This window comes from Rhizobium sp. CC1099 (assembly GCF_029714385.1).
Classification (GTDB): Bacteria; Pseudomonadota; Alphaproteobacteria; order Rhizobiales; family Rhizobiaceae; genus Rhizobium.
Map to the genome: position 1 here is coordinate 1,465,219 of NZ_CP121641.1, position 26,693 is coordinate 1,491,911.

The window sequence follows — 26,693 nt, forward strand, 5'->3', positions numbered from 1 at the left end:
CGCATTCTTGCGATGTCAGTGCACCTGTCAGTCCGCGCCGATGGGCGATCAGGCAAGATGGGCCCTTTCCGTCATGGTTTCCGGTTGCCGCCTGACCTACGAAAGGCTCGAACCCACGTTTCGAAGCTTCGGCCGGAACATCGTGCACGTGGGCGACGACGTCGGGCAGGGGCAGATCCTGAAACCCATCAACAACATGATCGTCGGCACGAACCTCGTCGTTGCCGCGGAGGTGATCCTGTTCGGAGTGAAGGCGGGGCTCAGCGCTGACGTCATCCTGCAGATGCTCAACGCCAGCACGGCGCGTAGTTATGTGACCGACCAAATTCGGGCGGGCCGGATCCTCGACCGCAGGTTCGACTTCGGCTTCCGCCTGGAGCTCATGCGCAAGGACCTGCGGCTTTGCGCCAGCGAAGCCGATGCCGCCGGCGCGCCGCTTCTGGTCTCGGCGCTCGCCAAGCAGTTCTACGAGATCGGCCAGGCGCACGGTCATGCAACTGAAGACATGACCGTGGTGGTCAAGGAACTCGAGCATTTGGCGGGCGCCGAGATCGCGCGCCGAACCCAAGCTGCATTGTAATGGCAGTCGCCGGCTTACAAACGCTCTGCGCCGTGCCAGGACAAGGAGACGACCATGTTGCATGATGCTTTGAACAATCTCACGGTCATCGATTTCACCCATGTTGGGGCGGGGCCGACATGCACCATGTTGATGGCCGACCTGGGGGCTCGCGCGGCCCGACCTGGATTGGGCAAGACAGTGCCCTCTTTCACGGCTTCAACAGAAACAAGCTCGGCCTCAGCCTTGACATGAAGGCGGAGAGTGCGGTGGATGTGGCGAGGCGGCTCGTGGAAAAAGCTGACGTTCTGGTGGAAAGCATGCGACCAGGTGTCATGCAGAGGCTGGGCCTTGGTTATGAAACGCTGAAGGCGCTGAATCCTAGGCTGATCTATTGCTCCATTTCCGCCTATGGCCAGGAGGGCCCCTATGCGGATCGCGCCGGGGTAGATGGCATCATGCAGGCCGACAGCGGTCTCATGAGCATTATCGGCAGCGAAGGCGCTGAGCCGGCGAAGGTGCAGGCACCGGTCGTCGATGTCTTCACCGGTTAAGTCGCGGTAATGGGTATCCTTGCGCAATTGCGCAAAACCCAGGCCAACGGGTTCGGTGCCCACCTCGACGTCAACCTCTTTGGCGCGTCCATCGCGCTGCAGCAGGTATCACTTACCAACTACCTCGCGGACCGTGAGGTGCCGGAGAAGATCGGGAGCGCCGCGCCCTATTCGGCGCCGAACGAGGCGTTCGAAGTCGCGGACGGCTGGCTCATGCTCGCCGCTTACAATGGCGGTCGGTGGGAAAGGCTCTGCGATGTCCTCGGTCTGTCGCGTCGGCATCGACAGCGCTGCCGGCATGGCGCGACATGCGGCCTTCCGAACGCGGGCGCATCCTCGTCGATATCGCCCGCAAGCTTCGCGAAGAGGGACAGCACATTGTCGACATCGAAAGCCAGGAAACCGGCAAACCCGGCCGGGAGATGGCGACGCTTCTCGACCTGACGGCGCAGTATTTCGAGTTCTATGGTGGCATCGTCAACGTCATGGATGGCGAAGTCATCAATGTCGGGCCGGACTATCACGTCTATACCCGGCGGGATCCCTTCGGCGTCATTGGTGTCATCCTGCCCTGGAACGCGCCGCTGCACCAGGCTGCCCGTGCCATCGCTCCCGCCCTGGCGACGGGCAATACGGTCGTTGCCAAGCCATCGGAGCACACCTCCGGCTCCTCGTGGCCTTCGCGAAGTTCGCCGTCAACCACGGTCTGCCGGCCGGTGTCCTAAACGTCGTCGTCGGCAAGGGAAGCGCCATCGGACCGGCAATGGCCGGCGTGCGCAAGATCTCCTTCACCGGCGCCCTCAAAGCCGGCCAGGAGTTGGGACGCATAGCGGCGGAGCGCGTCCTTCCCCTGACACTGGAGCTTGGCGGCAAGAGCGCCAACATTGTCTTCGACGACGCGGATCTCGAAGCGGCGGCGGTCGGCTCCACGCGTGCGTTCACCTGGAACAGCGGGCAGTGGTGCGCGGCGGGAACGCGTCTGCTCGTCCAGGAGAACATTCACGATGCGTTTGTGAAGAAGCTCATCGACAACGTCGCGCAGTTGCGCCTTGGACCCGATTTCGACGCCTCCAATGGGCCGATCACGACGCAAGCCCAGTTTGACAAGATCAAGAGCTTCTTCGCCGTTGCCGAGCGCGATGGCCTGACGCCAGCGATCGGCGGCAAAGTTGCGGTCGGCGCCGAGCTCGAGGGCGGCAACTACATTGAGCCTACTGTCTATACCGGCGTCAGAAACGACATGGAGATCGCCCGAGAGGAGATCTTCGGCCCAATCCTGTGCGTGATCCCGTTCAAGAATGAGGCGGACGCCATCCGCATTGCCAATGATTCCGAGCTCGGCTTGTCCGCAGGCATCTGGTCGAGAGATATCGGCCGCGTGCATCGTGTCGCCGCTGGACTCGAAGCGGGCCGTATCGTCGTCAACGAGTATAGCGGTGGCTTCGTGCAGACCCCTTGCGGCGGCTTCAAATATTGCGGCTACGGCCGCGAGCAGGGCATCGACGCATTGTCGCACTACACGCAACTGAAATCGGTGATCATCCGCCTGTAAACCAACGACCGCGTGTCGGGGGGAGGAGCAAAGATGTCGTATTCCTATGTCGCCGCCTGGTCGGCACAGCGCCATGGACAATAGCACCGCTCTAATCGCTCTCGGCACGCGCGAGTATCGGCGCCTGGCCCTCGCTATGGTGACGGCCGGTTTCTCGACATTCTCGCTCCTCTACAGTGCGCAGCCGCTGGTCCGTTCTTCACGGGGCATTTTGCTGTCTCTCCGGAGACGGCGAGCCTGGCCGTTTCGCTTGCAACGGGCCCCATGGCCATTGGAATCATCTTCGCCGGCTGGATCGCCGATCGTGTCGGTCGCCGGCCGATCATGGTCTTTTCTCTGGCGAGCGCTGCAGTATACGGTTCGCTCGCGGGCTTGGCGCCGAGTTGGGAAAGTCTGCTCTTGCTGCGATGCCTGGCCGGCATCGCGCTTGCGGGGGTGCCGGCAGTCGCGATGGCCTATGTTTCTGAGGAGGTTGTGCCATCGGCCATCAGCCCGGCAATGGGGCTCTTCATCGCCGGCTCTGCCTTGGCGGGATGATCGTTCGCCTCGGTGCGGCTTTCGCTGCCGAATGGTTCGGATGGCGGTGGGACTCGGCGCCACTGGGCTCTTCAGCGCCGCGGCGGCACAGGTCTTCCGGGCCTATGCGCCGAGCTCAAGAGGCTTCGTTACAAGAACGCAATCACTCCGATCCGCCCTGGCAAGCTATCGCAAGGTTCTGAGGGATCGGGCCCTCCTGCTGCTCTAGGCCGAAGGCTTCCTAGCCCCGCTTCGGCGGGGCTCTTTTTAATGAAGGAGCGAATGTGAAGGCGAAGGAGCGCCGGCTGTGCCGGCAACTTACCCGTTCGGCAGTCCGGTTGACCTTCGAAGACTCCCATGCGGCCGGCGCTGGACAAACAAAAAGATGGCTTCGTTTGCCTCATGGGGCATTTAAGCGTATTCTTAGTTATCGGTCCGACAATTTCAACCGGGTGCCCCGGGCCGCTTGAGAGACGATCTGCTCTTGCCTGAAATAGGAGAGCTGTTATGTCTCTTTTCGAATTAATTTCCTTTACCGATGATGAGATTGAACTGATAACGTCCGTAGTCGGCCGTTGGTCAGAGAGAAATCATGTCGATGTCAAAAGCGAACACGGCCAGGCTGCGCTAACGCAGGCCATCGCCCTCGTCAGTTCCGGCATGAGTTCGCCGGGTGCGATCGTGGGGAGGCTCGATGAGGTTTGCGCGCCGCCCGCTCCCGAGTATCCTAGGTCTCTTGTTGACTAGTAAACGCTGGTGGCGACGAGGTAGCCCTTCGTCGTATGGCACTACCGTCCAAGAATAATCGCCCTGTCCGCCGGATCGCGTCTGCGAACGTAACGCCCATCGCCATGCCGCCGATGCCGATGTCGGCAAGCGCGCCGATCCCCAACAGCTTCCAACGCTGAACATCATCGGTGACCTTTCGCATTTCCGGAAGATCCTCCTGAATGGCCGTGACGCTGCCTGAAATAGCGGACCTCTTCCGCGCAATCGATAATTCCAAATGGCTAATATATAGAGCAGGTTCGTCGTGTTATTCAGTTCGTTTCCAGTTGCGAGGTAAGTCACGGAGGGTAAGATGTTTCGATTGAGCGCTCGGTTCGCGTTTTTAGCCGCCTCTGCATTGGGTCTGCAGCCGTCCATGGCAGCGGCTGCCGACGATACGCAGATTGCGCGCGGCGAATATCTCGTCACGATCGGCGGCTGCAACGACTGCCACACACCGGGATATTTCTTCGGAAAACCGGACAGCTCGCGATTTCTGGGCGGCTCGGATGTCGGGTTTGAAATCCCGGGGGAAGGTGTTTTCGTCAGCCCCAACATTACGTCTGATAAGGAGACCGGCATCGGCAGCTGGACCAGGGAGCAGATCGTGACTGCGATTCAGACCGGGCAACGGCCCGACGGTCGCGCCCTGGCGCCAATCATGCCGTGGCATGCATTCGCGCGGCTCACCGAAGAAGACGTGACATCGATTGCAGCATTCCTTCAAAGCCTGAAACCGGTAAGCCATCAGGTACCTGGTCCTTTCAAGCCAGGGGAGAAGGTTTCAACCTTTATGTTCCGGATCTTGCCGCCGGGCGAAACCGCAGCCGCCGCGCCAAACTAGGAGGTAACGGATGCCGGGAGAAGGTGACGGTGGAGTTGCGGGCGTCAGGCAGCACCCGAAGCAGCCATTGAACGCTGCATCCATTCCGGCTATCGCACTTGCTCCGCGATGGGTGCCCTGCCGTCCTTGGCCACGACTTGGCTCACTCAGCGCCATGACGATTTTGCGGATCGGCGCAGCAGGGAAGCGTCGCGCCGCGACGGCTGTTCGCCGAATACATTGACGAGGCGTCGCGGGCCTACGGCGATGCTCTCGTGACGGTCTCGCGGATCCGGCCAAAGCTGGTTTTCGCTATACGCCATCATGAACAAGCTGCGTTTCTTCGCAATGCCTGAAACGCTCACAGCTGCCGAGGGTGTGCTGACCCGGGTCGTCGAAACCTACGACGCCCCCGGCCGGGATGAATTGATCAGCAAAGGAAAGGAGGGCTGAAGACCTTCTGCGCAACTGCCTTTGAGGGATCGGCGAGACCATTGATGTAGAGAACCATGTTGCCGTCCGGCTCCATTTTCAGGATCTCCTGGAAATCGACCTCCTTGCCTTTCTTTCGCAAAGTGTCCGCTCTTTTGGTCGCGCCTGAAACAGCGCCTGTGACGAGCTCGGGAGCCCCCATCGTACATTTGCGAGCTCCCGGCCGGCCGGTGTGTTGCGGACGATCGGCGCCATCCTGTCTGGCCATATCTCTTCGATCGGCTCCAGATTGCCGGTGCTGTCGATCATCGCTCGGGTGATGGAGCGGATTGCCTCCTGGTTGCTCAGCATCCGGTAGAGATTGCACACATTTCCCTCCCTCGGCTCCCAATGGCCGCGTTTCGAAACTTCGTCTGTGTCGATGAACTGTCCGTTCCAGCGTGATTGAAATTCTGAGGCAGCTTCGCGAGTCGAGAAGCAAAAGATAAGATAGGTGTCGCCGTCGAGATGGGCGTGATACTGCCTGCACCGGCTATCGATCCGCAGACATGACGACAGGACCTCGCCACGCTCTCTGAACGTCGGGAAATTCCACACTATTTTCCGGCCGGTCGAATTGCTCCCACATGGAAAGGCAGCTCGTAGTTGAGGCGCGAGCGAGCCAGTGGATTATCTCGTCTTGATGCCACTGAGGTCTCCTAAAGCGTGGCGTCTTCCCAAACGGGAACTTTGACCGTCTTGACCTTGACCAGCCGGCGGACGACGAGCTTGCCGAAATCGGCGCCATTGGGATGATGCACATGTATGGCACGATCCCGGCCACGTCCTGGCGCGTCATCTTCTTCGGTCGTGCTTCCCGCCAACACTCGACGCCAAAGGCAAGAAGAACTGGAAGGCTTGCAGCCGTGGCTGAATGCGAGTGCCGGGCACACCTTGCCGCCGCAGAAGACAATCGCCCACAACGCCGCCGAGGCCTTTGCATTGGCCATCTGCTGGCGCGGCACAAAGCTCCATGTACGGCGGTACGAAGCCGCGTTCATGGCGCTCCTGCCACAGCAGACAAACATCGCAAGGCGCTGTTCACACAGCATCTGAAAGGTAGGGCGGCATGAGGGAGCGATTGAACTCACTTCATCGTCGGCGGAAACTCTTTTGGAGGCGGGGTTGGATTCGGAATTTCTTCCGGCGGCAAATCCGGAATGGGCTCTTCGATGGGCGGTTCGGGAACATCGGGATCAGGAACCGGCCTAGGCTTTGGGCTTGGCGTCGGCTCAGGCGGAATGGTCGTCATGGAGGGCTCCCTTCTATGGTCCCAAACCATTCCAGCGTTGATTTGTTCCTGCGAACGTCAGTGAACGACAGTGATCACCGGAATGCCAGCTTCCTCGGCCGCTCGGATGAGTGCGGATCTCGCCTCTGCCGGCGACGTCGTGCCGTGCAACGCCTCCAAACACGTCTTAACGGCCACGAGGTATTCCTCGCCATCGTCGAGGGGCCAAGACGCGAACAGGGCTTCTGCAGCGTCTCCCAGCGACTTCACCAACCTGTATTTTTCAGAGCCATTCATCACCAGCATCAGCGGCGCGAACGCTCCGAATTTGTGCCAGTTCATTACACTTGAACTCCTAGCGGCAAACACATTGGTAACTGTGCAAGAGTCGTGCCGTTCGGGGTGGCAGCATGAACGCCTACCGTGACGGGCTGGTTCTTAGCAGTGTTAGCGCCCCAGATGGACACGTCACCCGAAGTTGAAAAACGATCGTTCTTAATCCCAGGTTGGCAGAGGTCTCGTCGGCTTCCCCGCGGAACTGAGCTCAACAGGAGGCTTGAAGCCTCCACCCCCTCAAGTTCGCTGCGATCGTAGACAATGCTAGCCAGTCAAATGCTTGAATGGGAAGGTGTCAGACAACTGTTGACATTCATCGGACGGCCAACAGACCTGGTCTCAGGCATTCGAAAGAGCCATTACTCAGCTAGCGGGCGATGCAAGGCCGCGCGACAGGGGCCTTTACATGAACTGGATACCCGGCCGTTTTAAACGTCGACGTTTCCGATCATCGAGATTGCAGAAAAGCTTCTGAGGTTCCTGCAAAGCTCGATACCTGACAGGTCCTTCACGTCGAAGACATCGTCCTCGCCGTCCCAGAAATACCAGGCGAACCGATAAGCCGTTCCTCCGCCGTCGAACTCGATCTCCTCCACGGCGGCCAGAAGTTCGTCGCTCAGCGGATATCGCTCCAGATAGTCCTGTGCCTCGGGAATGATTTCGTAGCCTTCATCCTCGAGATCGACGGGGCGTCCCAAGACGTGGCTCGCGAGCTGTGCCGGGGTGCCGAGATCGATCTGCTTCGCGTCGAGAAGCAAAGACAGCACGACGAGCTTGAGGTTTGGGTCCGCAAAGGGCGCTCCGGCCATGCCCACGGCCGCCGGATAAGATGGTTCCGTCGGTTCCGGATATTCCGCCGCAGGGTTGGAGAAGCCGATTTCGTTGACGGTCTCGAGGGTGAGGCGGACACGCAGAGTGTAGCCCTCGGGAAACCGTCGCACGCCCATGCGCACGCCTCGCATCAATGGATCGTCGTCTCCCAGCGCATCGGACCTACTTCACAACCGTGTGACGCGTTCGAAAGACTGTCGACCCTAGGAACGATATCTCGCAGCGGGGCGGTGCGGTCGCGGTGCGGCGGTTCCCCAATCTAGAACTGTCAGGTATTTTCTCATCATGGTGGAGCCCATTCATGCCTTCGGCGATTTTGTGCTCGAACCCGACCGCGGACTGCTGCGGCGGAACGGCGAGCCTGTCGCTCTGGGCCAGCGTGGCCTCGCGCTTCTTCAGGCGTTGCTGGATGCCGGAGGAGACATCGTGTCCAAGGCCGATCTGATGGAGCGAGGCTGGCCGGACACGATTGTCGAGGAAAGCAATCTGACCGTGCAGATTGCCGCGCTTCGCAAGGCACTCGGCGGTGCTACCGACGGGAGGGAGTGGATCACGACCATCCCGCGCATCGGCTACCGCTTCGTACCTTCAGCGGCAGGGGCAGGAGACGGTCTTAGTTTGGTTCCGGCGCGGCCCGCGCTCGCGGTTCTGCCCTTTGCCAATGAAATACGCTTCAGTATTTGTTTTTACGTTTATGTCGATTTTTTCTGGGTGGTTATTCTATGAAAGGTACTGGAAGTTTCGAGATTGCATATCCCAAGCATTATCCAGCTGCCTCACTCCCGACGGTGACAATCTAACGCAAGGCGGTTCTTTGTGGGCGGGTTTTGCAGGGTTGTTCTTGTTGCTCGCTATCATCTCAGCCTGGCGCGCTTTCCGGACCCGGGATGCTGACAAATAGTTGTAGCTGCGTTCGCGGATTCGACGAGTGACAGGATGGCTGCGGCGCGCTCACCGCCTGTGTCCGATCCGGTGAACAGCCAAGAGGGATTGCTTCCGGCCCAAGCGGCCACTCCAATGTCTTCAACAGGTGGAAAGTGGCTATTGCATCAGCGGCGGCGAGGGAGGATTGTCGACTAGGTCAGCGTACCGTACACAGGGGGCATTCGAATGGCCGCTTATCTTATCGCAGACATAGAGGTCCACGACCCTCAGGCGTATGAGGAATACAAGAAGAGGGCGTCGTCGACGGTCAAGCAGTTCGGTGGGCGCTACCTGGCTCGTGGCGGAGACCAGGAGGTCCTTGAAGGAGGTTGGATGCCAACGAGGCTTGTCCTGCTGGAGTTTCCTGACATGGCGACGCTGCAGGCATGGTACAACTCAAGCGAGTACGCCATCGCCAAGCCGTTCCGCCTCGCCAACGCATGCAGCTGTTTAGTCGCCTTGGAGGGCGTGTGAACACCGCGTGCTCGCAAGACTTGCTTTTCCCTCTGCGCCATTGATCTGCCGCGTTCGAAGCAATGCAGCGGTAGTATCCGCATCGAAGTACGAGCCGCGACCTTCGCCGATTGCGGCCAAAGGTCCCGAAGTGGCACAATCCGGAAGTGGACCGGACCGTCTACCCCTGAACCCAGAGTGGCCATTGAACTGCATTCGAATCTGGCACTGTGCAAGCTACGGGAATGGCGGGCCCCGAGAAGCGGTGCGCACATCCCTAAGGCCCGCTACTGGGACGCAGAGCACCGATCGGCTGGTTCAACCGTTGCGACAATGCGCTCTATCGCCGCTGCTAGGGAGATCGTGCGCGCCGGTGCTCGCTGCCGTCCTGGCGCATGAACAGGCCGTTGGCGATGCCCTCATACATACCGAGAAGCGCGTCCGCCACCTCGGCGGGCACGCCTTCCTCGGCAAGAAGCGCGACGCGACCCTCCGGCGGGACGAGCATCGGCACCACCGGGCGGTCGAGAACCTCCGCGAAGGCCGATGCCACATCACCGGCGCTCCAGTCTTCCGGTCCGGCCAGTTCCACGACGCGCTTCCCGGTCCAGTCCTCGCAGAGCAGGGCTGCCGCAGTGCGCCCGACATCGATCGTGCTCACCATTGGAATCTCCTGAGACGGTTCGAGGAAGGTCGGGAGCAGGCCTTCGGACACGGCGGTTCCTGCCACCTCGCTCCACGTCTCGACAAAATAGGCTGACCGCAGGAAGGCGGTCGCCGGTGCCACGCCGGCAAGCCGCGCCTCGAACCGGTTGAGGGTGGCGATGACGCCAGTGCCCGAAGCATGCTGCGCTCCGATCGACGACAGGACAACGGCCTTGGCCAGATGCGCCCGCCGTGCTGCCTCGGCAAGCGCAGCACCGAGTTCGTCCGTGCGTGCATACGGATCACCGCTCACCGGCGGGGGATTGAGCAGGAACGCGCCCGACGCGCCTTTCAGTGCATCGGCCAAGGCCTCGGTATCCTCGATGTTCGCGACGGCGACCGCCGCGCCGAGAGCCGTCCATTTTTCACCCTGTTCCGGGTGACGCACGACGACACGCACGGCCTCGCCGTGTTCGATGAGGGCGCGCGCTGTCTCGCCGCCAGCGCGCCCATTTGCTCCAAGCACAACATACATAACTTCTTCTCCGTCATTGGTTGGTCGATCGAAAGACGATAGACGGGGGATTTCCATGCGTCCAATGCATGAGGTATATAGTCAGTATGCGTGAAATGGATTTACGTCAGATCGATCTCAACCTGCTGGTGGCGCTCGATGCGCTGCTGGCCGAAATGAACGTCACACGGGCAGCCCACCGGCTTGGCATGAGCCAGCCGGCCGCAAGCCGTGCTTTGGGGCGATTGCGCGCGCTGTTTGCGGACGCGCTCCTGGTCAACGGGCCGGGCGGTTACCTCCTCAGCGCCCGCGCTGAGGAGGTGCGCCCCGTTCTGCGCCGGATACTGGCCGGCATCGGCGAGATGCTGGAGGCGAATCCGTTCGATCCCGCGACGGCGATGGGTCAAGTTCGGCTTCTGATGCCCGATCTTCAGGCAGCCGCGCTCGCGCCGCATTTGCTCGCCCGCCTCGCACGCGAGGCACCGTCCCTTGATCTTGACATTGTCGCGCCGGGCGCGAACGGAATCGAAGCGCTGGAGCACGATGACGCGGATGCGATGGTGGCGCTGATCGACGAAGCACCCGCCGGCATCCGCCGCCGCCGCCTCTATGACGAAAAACTTGTGACATTGATGCGCGCGGATCATCCGGCCGCTGTCGGAAAACTCACGCTCGACCGCTTTCTGGCGCTTGAGCATATCGTGGTCAGTGTCACCGGCGTCGGGCCTGCGCCCGTCGATGAGGTGCTTGCGCTCATGGGGCGGAAGCGAAGGGTGAAGCTGCGCGTGCCGAACTTCTTTGCAGCGGTGGAGATAGCCGCCCGCTCAGACCTGATCATGACCCTGCCGTCGAGCCTGGCGCGATCCGCCGCCGACATGAGGCGCTTCGTGTCGCGGCCGCCGCCCCTTGATCTTGGAAGCTTCACGATGAGTCTCGCCTGGCACGCGCGTCAGCAGGACACTCCCAGGCACATCTGGTTGAGGCGCGCCATTGTCGCGGCGGCGGCGGATATGTCATCGGCCGCTGAATCGCACCGCTGAGTCCGCGTTCGAGACCTGATGGCGGGCACCTTTCGGCCCCGAAGCAGTCAGCCAATCCACCGCCCGATGTGGGTGTGGTGGCTGCCGAGTTGAAGGTAGCATATCCATAAAAAGATTCGCTTTGCAGCCGGTGCTTGCTATCCTCGCCGGCCTACAGCCGCATTGGAGAGCCATCATGTTCATTAAAACGATCGAACCCGATGAGGCAACGGGCGAAATCGCATCGCTTTACGATGCCGAGAAAAAATCAATGGGCCGCGTGATGCAGGCGACGCAATGCTGGTCCGCCCGCCCCGACGTTATTGTTCCAATTGAGAACTTGCTGCATCAGATACGAGATGGCTTTTCACTCGGTCTCTTGAACTTTCGACTGATCACCTTCGTTGCGGCCCAGCATGTCCCTTCAAGCTACTGCTCTCACGTATACTTCCGCGGCCTTTCTGAGATGCTCGGCAGGGAGCAGGCGCTGGCGGTTCGAAGAGATTACCGGAACGCCGGACTTGACGATCAGCAGGTCGAGATGCTCGCCTACGCGGAGCAGATTACCCGCGATGCATCGCAGATAACCGAAGCCAATATTCAGCGGCTGCGGGAACGCGGCTTCACCGATGCCAACATAGCCGACGTCGCATTGGCCGCCTCGTTCCGCAGCTTCATGAGCCGCTATTTCGATGCGGTGGGTGCCACGGTCGAGCCTGAGTTTCTCGATGACGATCCAGCGGTCAGAGAAGAAATGGCAATCGGTCGAAAGTAGTACGCAAATGGGATAGCCTGGCACTGGCTCGCGATTGATGCTGGGGCTGCTTTTGGCGCGCTTTGCGGCCGACCCGACTGCTGAATGTTCGGTACCGCTATGTCAACTTGTCAGGCAGGTGTGACGGTCCGTCCGGTTGAATTCCGGACGAACCTCTTTGTGTCAGCCTTGGCGATTGGGCGACAGCCAGTGGCGATGGAGTGCCTCCACGTCGCCGCTCGTCAAGATTGGCATCGCCTTCCTCAACTGGGCATCAGACCAATCCCACCACTTCATTTCGAGCAGCAGTTCAATTTTCCTATCCTCGAAACGCTTGCGGATTGGTTTGGCGGGATTGCCTCCAACTATGGTGTACGGTTCGACATCACGTGTTACCACTGCACGCGTTCCGAGCAATGCTCCATCGCCAACTTTGACACCAGGCATGACGACAACCTCAGAGCCGATCCAGACATCGTTGCCGACCACGGTGTCGCCGCTTGGCAGGTATCCGTTTTCCGCTCCGCTGAATTCGGGTACCTCCGGCATCCAGAAAAACGGAAACGTGCTGATCCATTCATGACGGTGCCCCTGATTACCTGCCATAATGAAGGCAGCGCCCGACCCGATTGAGCAGAAGCTCCCGATTACGAGCTTATCGGCTCCCACTTCGTCCAGAAGGTAGCGGGCGCAATCGTCAAAGCTGTGGCCATGGTAGTAGCCCGAATAATAGCTGTATCGCCCAACGATTATGTTGGGATTTGTGACCTGCTTGTCGAGCGTAATGCCCTTGAAAGGGCTTTCGAAATAGTTGTTCATCGATGTTCTCTCTACATACGCTTCCTGATCGCTTGCGCCATGGCAAACGGATGCAAGGCGAGAAGCCGTTCAGACTCTCGCTGAGCTCCTCGCGTTAGCGCGGGAGCACGATGTAGGGGTACTCGATGCGTTGATCATGCCGACTTCATATCGCAAAAACTGGTGTAAGCCAACGACGGCAATTAGCGCTTTCCGGAAGTGATCGCTCGACCGCTTTCGGCCAGACCTGGGGAGGCGAGTCAGAATGCCTGCCATGGCCGAACCGACTGAACCGGCCCTTGCGTAAACAAATTAGTATGAACTCGCCCTTGAAGGCGGCGCACCACAGATCGTTCGGCAGCAAGGGATGAGCTAAGGCCGTTTTCTTACCGCGAAAGCGTGGCGTTTACGGGCATGGGCGACCAGCCCGTGCCGGTCGAGAACGGCATGCACCGTGCTCTTGGACGGCACAAAACGTCACCCATCTCTCGGGCAGGCATATTGATTTTAAAGTGAAATTTGCCGTAACTAGAGGCGTTGCCAATCTGGTCTCTGAATGTCCAATGATGGAGTTAGGATGCCGAAGCAGATCGACGAAGCCTTGCGGATGACCGGCCCCGTCCTCTCAGCGCGATTTGATGGCTATTCTTTCGCATTTGCTGCTGGTTCGATCATTCGCGGGGAGGGTACAGAAAACTCCGACATCGACCTGGTGGTCGTGTTCGAGAGGCTCGATCGTGCATGGAGGGAGTCGTTCGTTGACAACGGTCTCCCCTTTGAAGCGTTCGTACATGATCCAGAGACGCTCAACTGGTTTTTTGAGCGCGACTTGAATTCCGGCCATCCGCTCATCGTAGACATGGTAGCGTCCGGACGGATTATAGGGCCGGGCAAGGAGAACGGCCGGGTTTGGCAAAGCCATGCTGCGCAATTGCTGAAGGACGGTCCACCTGAGCTTGCCGGACAGGAGCTGGACGCTCTCCGATATCTGATCACCGATTTGTTGGACGATCTTCGGGGTGAACGCAGCGGAGCTGAAATCCGCGCGATTGCGTCCCAGCTTCATCAGCCTCTTGCCGATCTGATGCTTCTTGGACGCGGCACATGGTCCGGGAAAGGAAAATGGATTCCCCGCCTTCTGAAGCAGCTCGACAACGAGTTGTTTGAGACGTTCGACATAGGTTTCAAACGCGCCGCTGAAGGGCGGGCTGGAGAGCTTTGCCGTTTGACAGAAGCGGAACTGGCTCGCAAAGGTGGCCGGTATTTCGATGGAGATCGCCGCGAGGCGCCCCTTGATGCCCGCAAGGCAAGTGCCGTGCCGGGACAGTCCCGCTGACTTGCGATTAGCTGGGCTTCGATGCAGGATTTGGGATGGTGAAAATCTTTTTTGATGTTGATGGTGTTCTCATCGATGGCTGGCATTCAGATCCGTCGCTTCGCAAGCCCTGGGATGCGACGATCGAGGCTGATCTCGGCGTTGACCGGGAAGCATTCGGCAACCTCTTCTTTGGAAATGCGGGCGACCGTTCGATCTCGCTTATGGCTGAATGCATCACCGGCAAACGCGATCTCGCTGAGGCGCTTGCCGAGATTCTCCCGGAGGTTGGATATCACGGCGATGCGAAGGACTTCATGAGATATTGGTTCGAAAAGGATTCGAATCTCAACAGGGAGGTCTTTGATCTGGTCGAGAGCATAAGGAGCGGCAGTGATGTCGAGCTCTACGTCGCAACCGGCCAGGAGCATCACCGGGCGCGATTTCTCTGGAACGAGCTCGGCTTCTCGAAGCTGTTCGACCGTATGTTTTACAGTGCGGAAATTCGATACGCGAAGAAGGACATCCGCTTTTTCGAGGCGATCAATTCCCGATTGAGCATCGGCTCCGGCGAGCGCCCGATATTTTTCGACGACCAGCCCGAAATCGTGGCGGTGGCGAGGCAGGCCGGCTGGGACGCAAATCCGTTCGTTTCCGCGTCAAACATTCGCCAGCTCCCGCGGCTGCGCCATCTTTGGGCATCCGGGTCTCGTCGGTGGATATGGTCCGCGTTTCCGCCCTGGAATGCGCGCAAACTGTACGCTTCGCAGGGCGGCTAGGCGGGAGGTGAATCCGTCAGTGGCTTCCGGCTTTCTTGCTGGCGAGCAGCATCACATAGTCTTCGGCCGCGTCCGCAAGCGCGAGCGCCACTTCGGCAGGCGTCCAGCCGTGCTGCTGCAAGCGCTTGATCATTTCGAACATCGCGGCTTCGACTTCCGTGCGGCAGTTCAGAGGATGCTCCGGTCTGCCATTTGCATGCTGAGAACCTTGAATTTCTATCATTTTCTCTGCCCCCGTGTTTTGGACCCCGTGCTATTTCAGGCGCCATTTTAGGCAAAGAGCATCGCATAACTTCACGCTGAAGCAAGTGGATGCCTAATCAAGAGTTAAAGCAGACCGTTGCATGACGTCATTTGACGACATTTCAGCAAACCGCGCATTGGCGAATTGGTGGGCTGGAATGCCACCATGCCCTGTCGCGGCGCCTTAGCGGTCATCACCCCAGTCGAAAAACGGGCGGTAGACGCGCCTTGCGATCATCAGGCTGCGGTCGGGACGGATGATGTAGGTCTCCTCCACCTCGCGTCCCCTGTTATCGTAAAATGTATGCGGGAATGAGGAACCGATCGGTGATTTCGTCAGCTTCGTGCGGGGCTGGCCGCTATAGGTGATGCTGCCGGGGATGGGCTCCAAGCCGGGACCGGAAATGTCGCCTACGGCCGTACATCCTGCGATCAATGCCCCCACGATAAGAATTGCGGCAAACTTGGCTTTCATCGAAGTGCTCCATGACGTGGGTCGGCAATGCTATCCTAGATAGGTATACCCCTCCGCTTTTCCATGGCCGAACGAACGCCGATCCTTCAGTGTACGCTGCCGTTCAGGCGGGTATTTCGGCAACCAGGTTGTGAGCGATGAGAATGCTCGCTGGCGATAAAAAAAGCCGCCCGAGGACCTCTCCGGCGGCTTTTCTCAAGGCAGTTCTTTGGCTCAATGCAGGATCTGGCTGAGGAAGAGTTTGGTGCGCTCGTGCTGCGGGTTGTCGAAAAATTCGGCGGGCGAATTCTGTTCGACGATCTGGCCCTGGTCCATGAAAATGACGCGGTTTGCGACCTGACGGGCAAAGCCCATTTCGTGGGTCACGCAGAGCATCGTCATGCCTTCTTCCGCAAGACCCACCATCGTATCCAGCACTTCCTTGATCATTTCCGGATCGAGCGCCGAGGTCGGCTCGTCGAAAAGCATGATCTTCGGGTTCATGCAGAGCGAGCGGGCAATCGCCACGCGCTGCTGCTGGCCGCCGGAAAGCTGGCCGGGATACTTGTTCGCCTGTTCCGGGATCTTGACGCGCTTCAGGAAGTGCATGGCGACCTCTTCGGCCTGCTTTTTCGGCATCTTGCGCACCCAGATCGGCGCCAGCGTGCAGTTTTCGAGGATCGTCAGATGCGGGAACAGATTGAAGTGCTGGAACACCATGCCGACTTCGCGGCGCACTTCGTCGATCTTCTTCAGGTCGTTCGTGAGCTCCGTGCCGTCAACGAGGATGTGACCCTTCTGGTGCTCTTCCAGACGGTTGATGCAGCGGATCATCGTCGACTTGCCGGAGCCCGACGGGCCAGCGATGACGATGCGCTCGCCGCGCATGACCTTGAGGTTGATGTCGCGCAGTACGTGAAAATCGCCGTACCACTTGTTCATGTTGATGATCTCGACCGCCACATCCGTTGCGGAGACGGTCATTTTCTTGGGTTCAGCCATGTTTATTCCCTCATTCTTATCGTTTGTGGCCGGTGTCGAGGTAGCGTTCCATGAACACGGAATAGCGCGACATGCCGAAGCAGAAGATCCAGAAGACGAAGCCTGCAAAGACGAGGCCTGTCAGCGGCGTGACCGAGCTTGCCCAGTTGGCGTCGGTGAAGTTCAGGCGGACGATACCAAGCAGGTCGAACATGCTGATGATCGAAACGAGCGACGTATCCTTGAACATGCCGATGAACGTGTTGACGATGCCCGGGATGACCAGCTTGATCGCCTGCGGCAGCACGATGAGCCGCATCTTTTGCCAATAGCCGAGCCCGAGTGAGTCGGCTCCCTCATACTGGCCCTTCGGGATCGCCTGCAGGCCGCCGCGAATGACTTCTGCCATATAGGCGGAGGCGAAGATCGATACGCCGATCACCGCGCGCATCAGTTTGTCGACATTCCAGCCGGTCGGCAGGAAGAGGGGCAGCATGACGCTTGCCATGAAGAGGACCGTAATCAGCGGTATGCCGCGGATCACTTCGATGAAAGTGACGCAGACCATCTTCACGACGGGCATTGTCGATCGCCGGCCAAGCGCCAGCACGATGCCGAATGGCAGCGAGACCGCCATGCCGACGAAGGAAACGACCAGCGTCACGAGCAGGCCGCCCCAGAGCGGCGTGTCGACGACTTCAAGGCCGAAGCCGCCATAGAGCATGAAGAACGAAACGATCGGCAGCACAGCGAAGAGCAGGATCGCGTTCAGACCTTTGCGCGGTACCGACGGGATCAGCATCGGGATCAGCAGCAGTGCAAAGAGGATGAAGACGATCGTCGGACGCCAGCGCTCGTCGAGCGGATAACGGCCGAATACGAACTGATCCAATTTCGCATTGACGAAGGCCCAGCAGGCGCCGCTCCAACCATCGGGCTGAATGCCGCCTTGAACCGCGGTTGCACAGAAGGTGCGGTCGGTACCCGTCCACACGGCCTGGATGAACAGCCAGTCGATCATCTGCGGCAGGACCCAGGCGAGGGCGGCGATCGCAAGCACCGTCAGCAGGATGTCCTTGGGCGTTGCAAGCAGGTTGCGCCTGACCCAGGCGACAGCGCCGCGTTCGCCGGGCGGCGGCGGTTCAGCCGTGAGGATCGCCGTTCTGACAAAGGGGGTGTTGGCAACGGACATCTTATCTCTCCACCAGTGCCATCTTGGCGTTGAACCAGTTCATGAACAGCGACGTGAGGATGCTGAGGCTGAGATAGACGACGATCCAGATCAGCACGATTTCGATGGACTGGCCGGTCTGGTTGAGGGTCGTTCCGCCGACGGCGACAAGGTCCGCAAAGCCGATCGCAATGGCGAGCGACGAGTTCTTCGTCAGGTTCAGATACTGGCTCGTCAGCGGCGGAATGATGATGCGGAAGGCTTGCGGCACCACCACAAGACGGGTGATGCCAGAAGGATGCAGTCCGAGTGCGCCTGCCGCCTCCGACTGTCCTTTGGCTACGCCGCGAATGCCGGCGCGGACGATCTCGGCAATGAAGGCTGCCGTATAGAAGGAAAGCGCCAGGAAGAGTGACATGAATTCCGGGCCGACGACCGAGCCGCCCGTCAGGTTGAACTTGCCGGCGACCGGAACGTCGAATGACATCGGCAGGCCGGTCACCAGGAAGGCAAGGACCGGCAGGCCGGCGATCAGTGCGATCGATGCCCAGATCGTATGGAACGGCTGGCCAGTCGCGGCCTGGCGCTTATGCGCCCAGCGCGCGGTTATAATGGCGGCGATGATGCCGACGATAAAGGCGATCAGAACCGCCCACATGCCTGGTTCGAAGATCGGCTTCGGAAAAGCCAGACCGCGATTGTTCAGGAACATGTTCAAGGGCAGGTGATACGATTCTCTGACCGCGGGCAGAATGGCAAGAACGCCGGAATACCAGAAGAAGATGACAAGCAGCGGCGGGATGTTGCGGAACACTTCGACATAGACCGTGCACAGCTTGGCAATCAGCCAGTTGTGCGACAGGCGCCCGATGCCGACGATAAAGCCGATGATCGTCGCGGTGATGATACCCGTAACCGCGACCAGGAGGGTATTCAAGAAGCCGACGAGGAGGGCGCGGCCATAGGTCGAGTCACTGGAGTAGGAAATCAGCGACTGGCCGACCTCGAAGCCGGCGCGTCCTCTGAGGAAGGCGAAACCAGAGGCCGTATTGCTGCGTGCGAGATTCTCGATCGTGTTGTCCACAATCCACCAGACCACCCCGGCGATCACGAGGACGGTGAGAACCTGATAAAAGATACCCCGGTATTTGGGATCATACATGGCGGACCGGAAGGTCCCGCCGGTTTTAGGCAACGGTGTCGTGCCCAGAGCCTCTTGCGTCATGCCGAGCCAATTCCCCTATGTGCCCGTTTTGGGCTTTTTTCTTGGACGTGGGAAAGGCGGTTGCCCGCCTTTCCGGTATTTCATTCCAGGCCAGCGATCAGCGGACCGGGGGCGCGTACTGGATGCCGCCCTTGCTCCACAGAGCGTTCAGGCCGCGTTCGATCTTGAGCGGGCTGCCCTGACCGATGTTGCGCTCGAAGACTTCGCCGTAATTGCCGACGCCTTTGATCACATTATACGCCCAATCGTTGGTGAGGCCGAGGTCGGTGCCGATCTTGGTGTCGGCTTCGGAACCGAGGAAGCGCTTGATATCCGGGTTCGGCGAGTTCTTCATCTCGTCGACATTGGCCTGGGTAATGCCGAAGTCTTCAGCATTGACCAGAGCGAAGGCCGTCCAGGAGACGACATCGAACCACTGGTCGTCACCCTGGCGAACGGCCGGGCCGAGCGGTTCCTTGGAGATGATCTCCGGAAGGATCATGTGCTCGTCGGGGTTCTTCAGCGTCAGACGCAGAGAATAAAGGCCGGACTGGTCGGTGGTGTAAACATCGCAACGGCCGGAGTCGTATGCGGCGTTGACTTCCTCGAGCTTTTCGAAAACGACCGGGTTGTACTGAAGGTTGTTGGCCTTGAAGTAGTCGGCGAGGTTGAGTTCGGTGGTCGTGCCAGCCTGAACGCAGACGGCAGCGCCGGAAAGCTCGAGAGCCGACTTAACGTTCAGGCCCTTGCGAACCATGAAGCCTTGACCGTCGTAATAGGTGACCGCGCGGAAGTTGAAGCCGAGAGCGGTATCGCGGTTGATCGTCCAGGTCGTGTTACGCGACAAGACGTCGACTTCGCCGGACTGCAGGGCCGGGAAGCGGTCTTTCGCGGAAAGAGGCGTATACTTGACCTTTGTCGGATCGCCGAACACGGCTGAAGCGACCGCCTTGCAGAAATCGACGTCGAAGCCGGCCCAGTTGCCGGACGCGTCAGGCTGAGCAAAGCCGACGAGGCCGCTGTTGACGCCGCACTGGACGAAACCCTTTGCCTTCACGTCAGCGAGAGTGGCTGCCGAGGCAGGCGAGGCGCCAAGGGCGAAAACTGCTGAGCCGACGGCGGCGGACAGGAGCTTAATCTTCATTTTTCCCAACCTTTATCTGTTGTCTTATGTTTTTGTGGAGGGGACGGCTGAAGCAAACCATTCGCCCCCCAATTCTCGACACCCTCCCGGCGCGAGCGGTTCTATCACAGTCGCAAATATCACCACGGTCAAGTGTCGCGGTTCACAATTGCGGCAGAAATTAGCATTTTGGTAAAATGCGCCGCCCTGATAGGCATTTGAGCAGGAAATGGGCAGCCCTTTGCGGAAAATTGTCGCGTAATCCACTGATATATCTGATAAAGTAACGAACTGGGGAATTTGCGTAGTCTTCGCCGGGGTTGACCGTTTCGCGGGGCGGGTCCAGAAGTGCAGCTTTGCATCATTCCGCCAAGGGCCATTCCAGATTATGAAAGACAGAGACAATTTACTGCAGAACGCGGGCATCAATACGCGCCTGACGCATGTCGGCAACGATCCTTCGGACTACTTCGGTTTCGTCAATCCACCGGTCGTCCATGCCTCCACGGTGCTCTTCCCCAATGCCAGGACGATGGAGACGCGGTCGCAGAAATATACTTACGGCACCCGCGGGACGCCGACGACGGATGCGCTCTGCAATGCGATCAATGCGCTTGAGGGGTCTGCCGGAACGATCCTGGTTCCTACGGGCCTTGCCGCCGTTACTGTGCCGTTGCTCGCATTTCTCTCGTCCGGCGATCATGTTCTCATCGTCGATTCGGTCTATACGCCGACGCGGCATTTCTGCGACACGCTGCTGACGCGTCTCGGCGTCGAGGTCGAATATTACGACCCGGCGATCGGCGCCGGCATCGAGCAGCTTTTCAAGCCGAACACGAAGCTGGTGCACACCGAGGCGCCAGGGTCGAATACGTTCGAAATGCAGGACATTCCGGCAATTGCCGCAATCGGCCACAAGCATGGTGCGGTCGTTGCAATGGACAATACCTGGGCGACCCCGGTCTATTTCCGGCCGCTCGACTTCGGCGTCGATATTTCGATCCATGCCGCGACAAAATATCCCTCCGGCCACTCCGACATCCTGATGGGCACGGTTTCGGCCAATGCCACGCATTGGGAGCAGTTGAAGGAAGCCAATATCACGCTCGGCATTTGCGGCGCTCCGGACGACGCCTACCAGATCCTGCGCGGCCTGCGCACCATGGGTGTACGGCTTGAGCGGCACTATGAAAGCGCGCTGACGATCGCCAAATGGCTTGAGGGCAGGGATGAAGTCGCGCGCGTCCTGCATCCGGCTCTGTCGAGCTTCCCGTCGCACGAACTCTGGAAGCGTGATTTCAAGGGAGCGAGCGGTATCTTCTCCTTCGTGCTCGCAGCCGATGCGCCGGAGAAATTCAAGGCGAAGGCGCATGCTTTCCTCGACGCACTGCAGATCTTCGGCCTGGGTTATTCCTGGGGCGGCTTCGAGAGCCTTGCAGTCCACGTCAATCTCAATGATCGCCGTATCCGCAAGGCGCCGCAGGAAGGGCCCGTCATCCGGCTTCAGATCGGTCTTGAAGACGTGGTAGACATCAAGGCCGATATCGAACGTGGTTTTGCAGCCGCCAATGCCGTCTGATCAGTCGGTCGGACGGTAGCCGTAGACCCAGTCGAGATCCGCCGCGAGGCTTTGCGGCGCCTTCAGCAAAAGAACGATATCGCGGCCGATGCGCACCGGACCGCGGGCATGATAAGCGAAGCGGTTGAAGGCGCCGCGCTTGCGAATTTTTGCGACGCGCGGCGCGCGCTGTTGTTCGAAGCGAAGCAGAGCTTCCTTTACAGGATGGGCTGCAAGCAGCGCCGCGAGCTCGTAGGAATCTTCGATTGCCATCGCCGCGCCTTGGGCCGCAAAAGGCGTCATGGCGTGAGCCGCGTCGCCGATAAGGACGGTGTCACTTCCGTTTTGCCAGTTGCCCTCCGTCGCCTCGTAGAGCGGCCAGAAGGTAATCCGGGCGTCACCGAACAGCGATTTGATATCGGCACTCCATCCGGAAAAGCGCGATGAGAGCTGCTTCAATTGCTGCTCCGTCGGATCGTTGCGCCAGTCCTGCGGCGCAGCATTGCCGGCCGTGATGGCGACCAGATTGAGGCTGCCGGTCTCCTTCAGCGGATAGCAGATGAGATGGGCCGACGGCCCGAGGAATGCCGAGACATTGGCGCGATCGAGGAACGCCGGCGCGGAATTGCCGGCGATCGTGAAGCGATAGGCTATGTCGCCGGAAAAGTGCGGCGAGGGACTTCCCTTGATCGACTGCCGCAGCGTCGACCAGACGCCGTCGGCACCGATGATTACATCCGGCCGGCGGGTGGTTTCAGGAAGTGCGCCCGAGGCGATCCGATGGCCGAGATGGATCGTGCAACGAGGGTTTGCTTCGACTGCCGTAAGCAGCGCCCCCTGCAGCGTCGCGCGGTGCACGACGCCGTAGGGAGCGCCCCAGCGGATGCGAGCGAAGTCGCCTGCGGGAACGGCCGCAAGCGGGCGGAGCGTATCGCCGGAGAAAAGGCGAATGAATTGCGGCTCGAGCCAGACTTTTTCGATGTCCTGCAGGACGCCGAGTTTTGCGAGGATACGCGAGGCGTTCGGCGAGATTTGCAGGCCGGCGCCGACCTCTGCAAGCGCGGCAGCCTGCTCGAAAATATCCGAACTGATGCCGCGTTTAGCCAGGGCCAGAGCCGCGGTCAGGCCCGCAGTTCCGGCGCCGATGATGGCGGCGTGTTCGACCGGCATCTGATGTCCGATCTTGAGTGAATTTACGCTGCCTTGACGTGGAAGACGCAACCGGCCGGGTTCGTCTGCGTCGGCTTCAGCGCGCCGTTGAAGCGATAAAGCGTCGAACAGTAGGAGCAGACCTTTTCGTTGTCGTCGCCCATGTCGATGAAGATGTGCGGATGATCGAAGGGCACGGATGCGCCGGTGCACATGAACTCCTTCACGCCGACTTCGATCACGCGGTGTCCGCCGTCGTTCTGGAAGTGGGGAATGTTGTGGCCGGCCATGTCTGTCTCCGAATGCTTTGAAATGTGCGCGGACATTATAATCCTTCGCCTCAAATGTGTAGAGCCAAAGCGCCGCACGGCACATGGTTTTTTGGCGCGGCGAGGGTTCACCTCCGCTGCTCGATAAAATATGGTCCGGCCAAAAAGGACGGCATTATGAATCTGAATACGCCCGCATTTTCCAGTTTCACCCACGGCGGCCTGAAACTTGTCTTTTTCGACGAAGGGGATCCCAACGGCCCACCGGTGCTGCTCATTCATGGTTTTGCTTCGACCGCCAACGTCAACTGGGTGCATCCTGGCTGGGTGAAGACGCTGGGCGATGCAGGCTATCGGGTGATCGCGATGGATAATCGCGGCCACGGGAAAAGCGACAAACCGCACGATGCCGAAGCCTACCGGCCGTGGATCATGGCGGAAGATGCCGTGGCGCTTCTCGACCATCTAGGCATTCCGGAAGCCAATGTCATGGGCTACTCGATGGGCGCGCGGATTTCGGTCTTCACGGCGCTTGCCCATCCGCATCGCGTGCGTTCGCTGGTGCTCGGCGGCCTTGGCATCGGGATGACGGATGGCGTCGGCGATTGGGATCCGATTGCCGATGCGCTGCTCGCGCCCTCGCTGGACGACGTCACGCATGCCCGCGGGCGCATGTTCCGCGCCTTCGCTGAGCAGACCAGGAGCGACCGGCAGGCGCTCGCTTCCTGCATCCGGGGATCGCGCGATCTCGTGGCGCGGGCCGACATGGGCAGGATCGATGCGCCGACTTTGATCGGCGTTGGAACAAAAGACGATATTGCAGGTTCGGCAGAGCAATTGGCGGGCTTGATGCCGCATGCCGAGGCGCTGGACATTCCGGGCCGCGACCATATGTTGGCGGTTGGAGACAAGGTATTCAAGAAGGCGGTTCTAGAGTTCTATGAGAGAGTCGCCGGGCGGTGACAGTCCGTCTCAGAGTGCCATGATTACCGAAAAATCATCCTAAAAAAGCATAGGACCGGCACCCATTTATGTTCTGGGCATTATGCCCTATATAATGTTGTTCCGACGGAAACGAGGAGACCTGGAATGGTCGCGAAGACTGACGTTCGTTTTGAGGCACCAAACCCGCTGAAGGTCATGGATCCGATCTGGGACAGCCTGCGCGAAGAAGCGCGTGTTGCTGCCGAGAAGGATCCGGTGCTGGCGGCTTTCCTTTATTCGACGGTGATCAACCACCGTTCGCTGGAAGAATGCGTCATTCATCGTATCTGCGAACGCCTCGACCATCCCGACATGCAGGCGACGCTGCTTCGCCAAGTCTTCGACGGAATGCTCGAAGACTGGCCGGAATGGAGCGATATCCTGCGGGTCGATATTCAGGCCGTCTACGACCGCGACCCGGCATGCCTGCGCTTCATGGAGGCGGTGCTGTATTTCAAGGGATTCCATGCGCTGCAGACGCATCGCCTGGCCCACTGGCTCCTCAATCACGGGCGCCGGGATCTGGCGCTCTATCTGCAGAGCCGGTCGTCCAGCGTCTTCCAGACGGACATCAATCCGGCAGCGCGCATCGGCCGGGGAATCTTCCTCGATCACGCGACCGGCCTCGTCGTCGGCGAAACGGCGGTAATCGGCGACAACGTCTCGATCCTGCATGGCGTCACGCTTGGCGGCACGGGCAAGGAGGGTGCTGACCGTCATCCGAAGATCGGCAGCGGCGTGCTTATCGGGGCGGGCGCGAAGATTCTCGGCAATATCCAGATCGGCTATTGCTCGCGTGTGGCGGCCGGCTCGGTCGTTCTAAAGGCCGTCCCGCCCAAGACGACCGTTGCTGGCGTGCCGGCGAAGGTGGTCGGAGAGGCCGGGTGTTCGGAACCGTCGCGCATCATGGACCAGGTGATCGGCGCCGATATCTGATCCGATTATATTTGTCAGAACGGAAAAGCTGGCGAAATCCTGAGGGGAAAGCCGGGGCAGATATGCCGCGGCAACCTTTACAGCTCCGCTTTTCCTGTGCAAGAAGCGGCCAACGAAGACCGCTAGGAGACCAAGTGTGAAGCCTGAAGAACTCAAGAAGCTCGACGCCTATTTCAAGAAGACGCTCAATCCGCAGATCGTCGTCAAGGCGCGCCCGCGCAAGGATGATTCCGCGGAAGTTTATCTCGGCGAAGAATTCCTGGGTATCGTCTATGTCGACGACGAAGACGGCGATCGTTCCTACAACTTTTCGATGGCGATCCTCGACGTCGATCTCTGATCCTAGGGCGGGCCGCATCATTGCGGCTTGCCTTGCCGGACGGCATCGGCTCGTCGGCAGCCTGCTCGGCAACAATTTAGCCATCCGCGCTGGATGAGTTCGTCCTCCGCCCCATTTTAGTTTCTGCGAATGCAACCGAACTAAATTGGAGGATGAGACGTGGGTATTTTCGATAAAATCAAGAACGCGATTTTCGGCGGCGAAGCGCAGGCAGCACCGGTGACCGAGGCGGCCGCGCCGAAAATGGAACCTGCGCAGAGGCAGTCCGCGCCATCGGCAGCACCATCCGTAACCCCAACGACCGCGCCCACGACGGTTGATATCGTTCCGATTCTCGATGCTGCCGTCAAAAAGAGCGGACAGAAGCTGGATTGGCGGCACTCGATCGTCGACCTGATGAAAGCGGTCGGTATGGATGCGAGCCTTTCCGAGCGCAAGGAACTTGCCGCGGAGCTCGGATATTCGGGAGACACAGGCGATTCCGCCAAAATGAACATGTTTCTTCACAAGGCGCTCATGAAGAAGCTGTCCGAAAATGGCGGCAAGGTTCCCGCAGATCTGATGGATTGAGACACCCTTTGCCGACCTCAAGATTGTGGCTTCGCGAGATTTTTTATGAAGCCTCAGTATGAAGCCTCAGGTTGTGGACCCCTGATATATGTTTTGAAAATCAATCGGCGACGTACGTTGCTCTTTTTTCAAGGCGCTTTAGAGCAGCGTCATGCAATCCCCGGTAGTTGTGCAACGCACAAAATCGCTTGACTATTTGTGCGACGCAGCTACCTTTTGCAACAGCCAGTACCACAAAAGGAGGAGACGAACATGTTCAACTTCGACGACACGAGCCGGAAGAGCAAGGAAGCCATGGACACGATGCTGAAGAGCTATTCCGACACGGCCAAGGGCGTCCAGGCGATCGCCACCGAAGCTGCCGAATATTCCAAGAAATCCTTCCAGGACGCCGTCAATCATTTCGAGACGCTCTCGGGCGCCCGAAGCTTCGAAACGGTCTTCGAATTGCAGACCGGCTTCATCAAGTCTTCCTACGAGAATTTTATCGCCGAGGCGACGAAGATGGGGGAAATGTACGCCGATCTCGCCAAGGGCGCCTATAAGCCTTACGAACCGCCAGTATCGGCTCCGTCCGCGAAGTCGCCCAAGGCTCCTCAGGTGACGCCCGCAGCTGCCTAAATGCGATGGTGCGAACAGCGCACCCTTGAAAAACGAAGACCGGCAACGCATCTGCGGCCGGTCTTTTTTTGTTTCCAGAAGCCCTTCAAGAATTCGAATGGGACTTTTTTAGTCTTTGCGTCGAGTCCTGCGGAATTGTGATTGCAGTCGCAAACAAGGGGCTTAAAATCGCTCTATTATGAACTAAGTTAGTGTTTCAGATATCCGGCGGGTAAAGCAGCCTCCCATGCACCACCGGATAGACCGAG

29 protein-coding genes and 5 pseudogenes are annotated in these 26,693 nt (G+C 59.4%); 18 read left to right on the forward strand and 16 right to left on the reverse strand.

Annotated features, from left to right (window positions below):
* Positions 1–40 precede the first annotated feature (40 nt).
* The 5 genes and pseudogenes from QA644_RS07510 to QA644_RS07530 all read left to right on the forward strand — a co-directional run bounded on the left by QA644_RS07510 (position 41) and on the right by QA644_RS07530 (position 3,928).
* Positions 41–580, forward strand: a complete 540-nt coding sequence (locus tag QA644_RS07510; protein ID WP_283071748.1) for an NAD(P)-dependent oxidoreductase — start codon at positions 41–43, stop codon at positions 578–580.
* Between the two features lie 119 nt (positions 581–699).
* Positions 700–1,329: pseudogene (locus QA644_RS07515) on the forward strand (CoA transferase); the annotation flags it as partial.
* A 92-nt stretch (positions 1,330–1,421) separates the two neighbouring features.
* A pseudogene (locus QA644_RS07520) lies at positions 1,422–2,665 on the forward strand (aldehyde dehydrogenase family protein).
* A gap of 237 nt (positions 2,666–2,902) precedes the next feature.
* Positions 2,903–3,202, forward strand: a complete 300-nt coding sequence (locus tag QA644_RS07525) for an MFS transporter (RefSeq protein WP_283072346.1) — start codon at positions 2,903–2,905, stop codon at positions 3,200–3,202.
* 486 nt (positions 3,203–3,688) lie between these two features.
* Positions 3,689–3,928, forward strand: a complete 240-nt coding sequence (locus QA644_RS07530; RefSeq protein ID WP_194729614.1) for a hypothetical protein — start codon at positions 3,689–3,691, stop codon at positions 3,926–3,928.
* Here QA644_RS07530 and QA644_RS07535 read toward each other — a convergent pair.
* Positions 3,909–4,112 carry a DUF1515 family protein gene (locus tag QA644_RS07535; protein WP_283071749.1) on the reverse strand — a complete coding sequence of 68 codons (204 nt, stop codon included), beginning with the start codon at positions 4,110–4,112 and terminating at the stop codon, positions 3,909–3,911. The genes QA644_RS07530 and QA644_RS07535 overlap by 20 nt on opposite strands.
* A gap of 150 nt (positions 4,113–4,262) precedes the next feature.
* On the opposite strand from QA644_RS07535, the gene QA644_RS07540 reads away from it, so the two are divergent.
* A complete protein-coding gene (locus QA644_RS07540) occupies positions 4,263–4,793 on the forward strand; it encodes a cytochrome c (protein WP_283071751.1) in 531 nt (176 codons plus the stop codon).
* A gap of 409 nt (positions 4,794–5,202) precedes the next feature.
* Here QA644_RS07540 and QA644_RS07545 read toward each other — a convergent pair whose 3' ends face one another.
* The 4 genes from QA644_RS07545 to QA644_RS07560 all read right to left on the reverse strand — a co-directional run bounded on the left by QA644_RS07545 (position 5,203) and on the right by QA644_RS07560 (position 7,757).
* Positions 5,203–5,346 carry a hypothetical protein gene (locus tag QA644_RS07545; protein WP_283071753.1) on the reverse strand — a complete coding sequence of 48 codons (144 nt, stop codon included), beginning with the start codon at positions 5,344–5,346 and terminating at the stop codon, positions 5,203–5,205.
* 556 nt (positions 5,347–5,902) lie between these two features.
* Entirely contained in the window at positions 5,903–6,244 is a 342-nt protein-coding gene (locus QA644_RS07550) for a hypothetical protein (protein WP_283071755.1), read from the reverse strand.
* A 308-nt stretch (positions 6,245–6,552) separates the two neighbouring features.
* Complete coding sequence (locus QA644_RS07555) at positions 6,553–6,816, reverse strand: DUF982 domain-containing protein (RefSeq protein WP_283071756.1); 264 nt, start codon at positions 6,814–6,816, stop codon at positions 6,553–6,555.
* A 422-nt stretch (positions 6,817–7,238) separates the two neighbouring features.
* Entirely contained in the window at positions 7,239–7,757 is a 519-nt protein-coding gene (locus QA644_RS07560; protein WP_283071758.1) for a hypothetical protein, read from the reverse strand.
* A 169-nt stretch (positions 7,758–7,926) separates the two neighbouring features.
* Here QA644_RS07560 and QA644_RS07565 point away from each other — a divergent pair.
* A pseudogene (locus tag QA644_RS07565) lies at positions 7,927–8,304 on the forward strand (transcriptional regulator); the annotation flags it as partial.
* 447 nt (positions 8,305–8,751) lie between these two features.
* The gene (locus QA644_RS07570; RefSeq protein ID WP_283071760.1) at positions 8,752–9,039 is read left to right on the forward strand and encodes a DUF1330 domain-containing protein; all 288 of its coding nucleotides are present in this window, start codon (positions 8,752–8,754) and stop codon (positions 9,037–9,039) included.
* A gap of 266 nt (positions 9,040–9,305) precedes the next feature.
* Here QA644_RS07570 and QA644_RS07575 read toward each other — a convergent pair.
* A pseudogene (locus QA644_RS07575) lies at positions 9,306–10,198 on the reverse strand (NAD(P)H-binding protein).
* A gap of 86 nt (positions 10,199–10,284) precedes the next feature.
* Here QA644_RS07575 and QA644_RS07580 point away from each other — a divergent pair.
* A complete protein-coding gene (locus QA644_RS07580) occupies positions 10,285–11,217 on the forward strand; it encodes a LysR family transcriptional regulator (protein WP_283071761.1) in 933 nt (310 codons plus the stop codon).
* Positions 11,218–11,392: 175 nt separating this feature from the next.
* Positions 11,393–11,971 carry an alkylhydroperoxidase gene (locus QA644_RS07585; RefSeq protein WP_194729619.1) on the forward strand — a complete coding sequence of 193 codons (579 nt, stop codon included), beginning with the start codon at positions 11,393–11,395 and terminating at the stop codon, positions 11,969–11,971.
* Between the two features lie 162 nt (positions 11,972–12,133).
* Here QA644_RS07585 and catB read toward each other — a convergent pair whose 3' ends face one another.
* Both catB and QA644_RS07595 read right to left on the reverse strand, forming a co-directional pair.
* The gene (gene catB, locus QA644_RS07590; RefSeq protein WP_239598916.1) at positions 12,134–12,769 is read right to left on the reverse strand and encodes a type B chloramphenicol O-acetyltransferase; all 636 of its coding nucleotides are present in this window, start codon (positions 12,767–12,769) and stop codon (positions 12,134–12,136) included.
* Positions 12,770–13,067: 298 nt separating this feature from the next.
* Positions 13,068–13,219 (reverse strand): annotated as a pseudogene (locus tag QA644_RS07595) (IS481 family transposase); the annotation flags it as partial.
* A gap of 106 nt (positions 13,220–13,325) precedes the next feature.
* Between QA644_RS07595 and QA644_RS07600 the strand changes: the two are divergent.
* Together QA644_RS07600 and QA644_RS07605 are read left to right on the forward strand one after the other, a co-directional pair.
* A complete protein-coding gene (locus QA644_RS07600; RefSeq protein ID WP_283071764.1) occupies positions 13,326–14,084 on the forward strand; it encodes a nucleotidyltransferase domain-containing protein in 759 nt (252 codons plus the stop codon).
* Between the two features lie 38 nt (positions 14,085–14,122).
* The gene (locus tag QA644_RS07605) at positions 14,123–14,842 is read left to right on the forward strand and encodes an HAD family hydrolase (RefSeq protein ID WP_283071765.1); all 720 of its coding nucleotides are present in this window, start codon (positions 14,123–14,125) and stop codon (positions 14,840–14,842) included.
* 16 nt (positions 14,843–14,858) lie between these two features.
* On the opposite strand, the gene QA644_RS07610 is transcribed toward QA644_RS07605, so the two are convergent.
* The 6 genes from QA644_RS07610 to QA644_RS07635 all read right to left on the reverse strand — a co-directional run bounded on the left by QA644_RS07610 (position 14,859) and on the right by QA644_RS07635 (position 20,039).
* Positions 14,859–14,984 (reverse strand): hypothetical protein, encoded by a 126-nt coding sequence (locus QA644_RS07610; RefSeq protein ID WP_275593272.1) that lies wholly within the window; start codon positions 14,982–14,984, stop codon positions 14,859–14,861.
* A gap of 285 nt (positions 14,985–15,269) precedes the next feature.
* Entirely contained in the window at positions 15,270–15,560 is a 291-nt protein-coding gene (locus tag QA644_RS07615) for a hypothetical protein (RefSeq protein WP_074067951.1), read from the reverse strand.
* A 213-nt stretch (positions 15,561–15,773) separates the two neighbouring features.
* Positions 15,774–16,541, reverse strand: a complete 768-nt coding sequence (locus QA644_RS07620) for an amino acid ABC transporter ATP-binding protein (protein WP_022715463.1) — start codon at positions 16,539–16,541, stop codon at positions 15,774–15,776.
* A gap of 16 nt (positions 16,542–16,557) precedes the next feature.
* On the reverse strand, positions 16,558–17,712 hold the full coding sequence (locus tag QA644_RS07625; protein WP_283071770.1) for an amino acid ABC transporter permease: 1,155 nt from the start codon (positions 17,710–17,712) through the stop codon (positions 16,558–16,560).
* Between the two features lies 1 nt (position 17,713).
* On the reverse strand, positions 17,714–18,916 hold the full coding sequence (locus QA644_RS07630) for an amino acid ABC transporter permease (protein WP_074067955.1): 1,203 nt from the start codon (positions 18,914–18,916) through the stop codon (positions 17,714–17,716).
* 97 nt (positions 18,917–19,013) lie between these two features.
* Complete coding sequence (locus QA644_RS07635) at positions 19,014–20,039, reverse strand: amino acid ABC transporter substrate-binding protein (RefSeq protein ID WP_283071772.1); 1,026 nt, start codon at positions 20,037–20,039, stop codon at positions 19,014–19,016.
* 367 nt (positions 20,040–20,406) lie between these two features.
* On the opposite strand from QA644_RS07635, the gene QA644_RS07640 reads away from it, so the two are divergent.
* Positions 20,407–21,597 carry a cystathionine beta-lyase gene (locus QA644_RS07640; protein ID WP_283071774.1) on the forward strand — a complete coding sequence of 397 codons (1,191 nt, stop codon included), beginning with the start codon at positions 20,407–20,409 and terminating at the stop codon, positions 21,595–21,597.
* Here QA644_RS07640 and QA644_RS07645 read toward each other — a convergent pair whose 3' ends face one another.
* Together QA644_RS07645 and QA644_RS07650 are read right to left on the reverse strand one after the other, a co-directional pair.
* A complete protein-coding gene (locus QA644_RS07645) occupies positions 21,598–22,746 on the reverse strand; it encodes an FAD-dependent monooxygenase (protein ID WP_283071776.1) in 1,149 nt (382 codons plus the stop codon). It abuts the gene before it with no gap.
* 23 nt (positions 22,747–22,769) lie between these two features.
* Entirely contained in the window at positions 22,770–23,015 is a 246-nt protein-coding gene (locus tag QA644_RS07650) for a zinc-finger domain-containing protein (RefSeq protein WP_283071778.1), read from the reverse strand.
* Between the two features lie 156 nt (positions 23,016–23,171).
* Here QA644_RS07650 and QA644_RS07655 point away from each other — a divergent pair, with 156 nt between their 5' ends.
* The 5 genes from QA644_RS07655 (at position 23,172) to QA644_RS07675 (ending at position 26,445) form a co-directional block, all read left to right on the forward strand.
* Positions 23,172–23,957, forward strand: coding sequence for an alpha/beta hydrolase (locus QA644_RS07655; RefSeq protein ID WP_283071780.1), 786 nt, complete (start codon positions 23,172–23,174; stop codon positions 23,955–23,957).
* Positions 23,958–24,083: 126 nt separating this feature from the next.
* Entirely contained in the window at positions 24,084–24,914 is an 831-nt protein-coding gene (gene cysE, locus QA644_RS07660; RefSeq protein ID WP_039844787.1) for a serine O-acetyltransferase, read from the forward strand.
* A 136-nt stretch (positions 24,915–25,050) separates the two neighbouring features.
* A complete protein-coding gene (locus QA644_RS07665; protein WP_283071782.1) occupies positions 25,051–25,254 on the forward strand; it encodes a DUF3126 family protein in 204 nt (67 codons plus the stop codon).
* Positions 25,255–25,413: 159 nt separating this feature from the next.
* A complete protein-coding gene (locus tag QA644_RS07670; RefSeq protein WP_283071784.1) occupies positions 25,414–25,824 on the forward strand; it encodes a DUF3597 domain-containing protein in 411 nt (136 codons plus the stop codon).
* A 252-nt stretch (positions 25,825–26,076) separates the two neighbouring features.
* Complete coding sequence (locus tag QA644_RS07675; RefSeq protein ID WP_039844789.1) at positions 26,077–26,445, forward strand: phasin family protein; 369 nt, start codon at positions 26,077–26,079, stop codon at positions 26,443–26,445.
* Positions 26,446–26,693: the final 248 nt, after the last annotated feature.

What these genes read in the sequence shown, in the direction of transcription:
- QA644_RS07655 (WP_283071780.1), top strand. Translation starts at nt 23,172, where the DNA reads ATGAATCTGAATACGCCCGCATTTTCCAGTTTCACCCACGGCGGCCTG.
- QA644_RS07535 (WP_283071749.1), bottom strand. Translation starts at nt 4,112, where the DNA reads ATGCGAAAGGTCACCGATGATGTTCAGCGTTGGAAGCTGTTGGGGATC.
- QA644_RS07620 (WP_022715463.1), bottom strand. Translation starts at nt 16,541, where the DNA reads ATGGCTGAACCCAAGAAAATGACCGTCTCCGCAACGGATGTGGCGGTC.
- QA644_RS07650 (WP_283071778.1), bottom strand. Translation starts at nt 23,015, where the DNA reads ATGGCCGGCCACAACATTCCCCACTTCCAGAACGACGGCGGACACCGC.
- QA644_RS07625 (WP_283071770.1), bottom strand. Translation starts at nt 17,712, where the DNA reads ATGTCCGTTGCCAACACCCCCTTTGTCAGAACGGCGATCCTCACGGCT.
- QA644_RS07610 (WP_275593272.1), bottom strand. Translation starts at nt 14,984, where the DNA reads ATGTTCGAAATGATCAAGCGCTTGCAGCAGCACGGCTGGACGCCTGCC.
- QA644_RS07585 (WP_194729619.1), top strand. Translation starts at nt 11,393, where the DNA reads ATGTTCATTAAAACGATCGAACCCGATGAGGCAACGGGCGAAATCGCA.
- cysE (WP_039844787.1), top strand. Translation starts at nt 24,084, where the DNA reads ATGGTCGCGAAGACTGACGTTCGTTTTGAGGCACCAAACCCGCTGAAG.
- QA644_RS07540 (WP_283071751.1), top strand. Translation starts at nt 4,263, where the DNA reads ATGTTTCGATTGAGCGCTCGGTTCGCGTTTTTAGCCGCCTCTGCATTG.
- QA644_RS07640 (WP_283071774.1), top strand. Translation starts at nt 20,407, where the DNA reads ATGAAAGACAGAGACAATTTACTGCAGAACGCGGGCATCAATACGCGC.
- QA644_RS07615 (WP_074067951.1), bottom strand. Translation starts at nt 15,560, where the DNA reads ATGAAAGCCAAGTTTGCCGCAATTCTTATCGTGGGGGCATTGATCGCA.
- catB (WP_239598916.1), bottom strand. Translation starts at nt 12,769, where the DNA reads ATGAACAACTATTTCGAAAGCCCTTTCAAGGGCATTACGCTCGACAAG.
- QA644_RS07630 (WP_074067955.1), bottom strand. Translation starts at nt 18,916, where the DNA reads ATGACGCAAGAGGCTCTGGGCACGACACCGTTGCCTAAAACCGGCGGG.
- QA644_RS07580 (WP_283071761.1), top strand. Translation starts at nt 10,285, where the DNA reads ATGCGTGAAATGGATTTACGTCAGATCGATCTCAACCTGCTGGTGGCG.
- QA644_RS07555 (WP_283071756.1), bottom strand. Translation starts at nt 6,816, where the DNA reads ATGAACTGGCACAAATTCGGAGCGTTCGCGCCGCTGATGCTGGTGATG.
- QA644_RS07510 (WP_283071748.1), top strand. Translation starts at nt 41, where the DNA reads ATGGGCGATCAGGCAAGATGGGCCCTTTCCGTCATGGTTTCCGGTTGC.
- QA644_RS07560 (WP_283071758.1), bottom strand. Translation starts at nt 7,757, where the DNA reads ATGGGCGTGCGACGGTTTCCCGAGGGCTACACTCTGCGTGTCCGCCTC.
- QA644_RS07635 (WP_283071772.1), bottom strand. Translation starts at nt 20,039, where the DNA reads ATGAAGATTAAGCTCCTGTCCGCCGCCGTCGGCTCAGCAGTTTTCGCC.
- QA644_RS07675 (WP_039844789.1), top strand. Translation starts at nt 26,077, where the DNA reads ATGTTCAACTTCGACGACACGAGCCGGAAGAGCAAGGAAGCCATGGAC.
- QA644_RS07550 (WP_283071755.1), bottom strand. Translation starts at nt 6,244, where the DNA reads ATGAACGCGGCTTCGTACCGCCGTACATGGAGCTTTGTGCCGCGCCAG.
- QA644_RS07645 (WP_283071776.1), bottom strand. Translation starts at nt 22,746, where the DNA reads ATGCCGGTCGAACACGCCGCCATCATCGGCGCCGGAACTGCGGGCCTG.
- QA644_RS07570 (WP_283071760.1), top strand. Translation starts at nt 8,752, where the DNA reads ATGGCCGCTTATCTTATCGCAGACATAGAGGTCCACGACCCTCAGGCG.
- QA644_RS07600 (WP_283071764.1), top strand. Translation starts at nt 13,326, where the DNA reads ATGCCGAAGCAGATCGACGAAGCCTTGCGGATGACCGGCCCCGTCCTC.
- QA644_RS07530 (WP_194729614.1), top strand. Translation starts at nt 3,689, where the DNA reads ATGTCTCTTTTCGAATTAATTTCCTTTACCGATGATGAGATTGAACTG.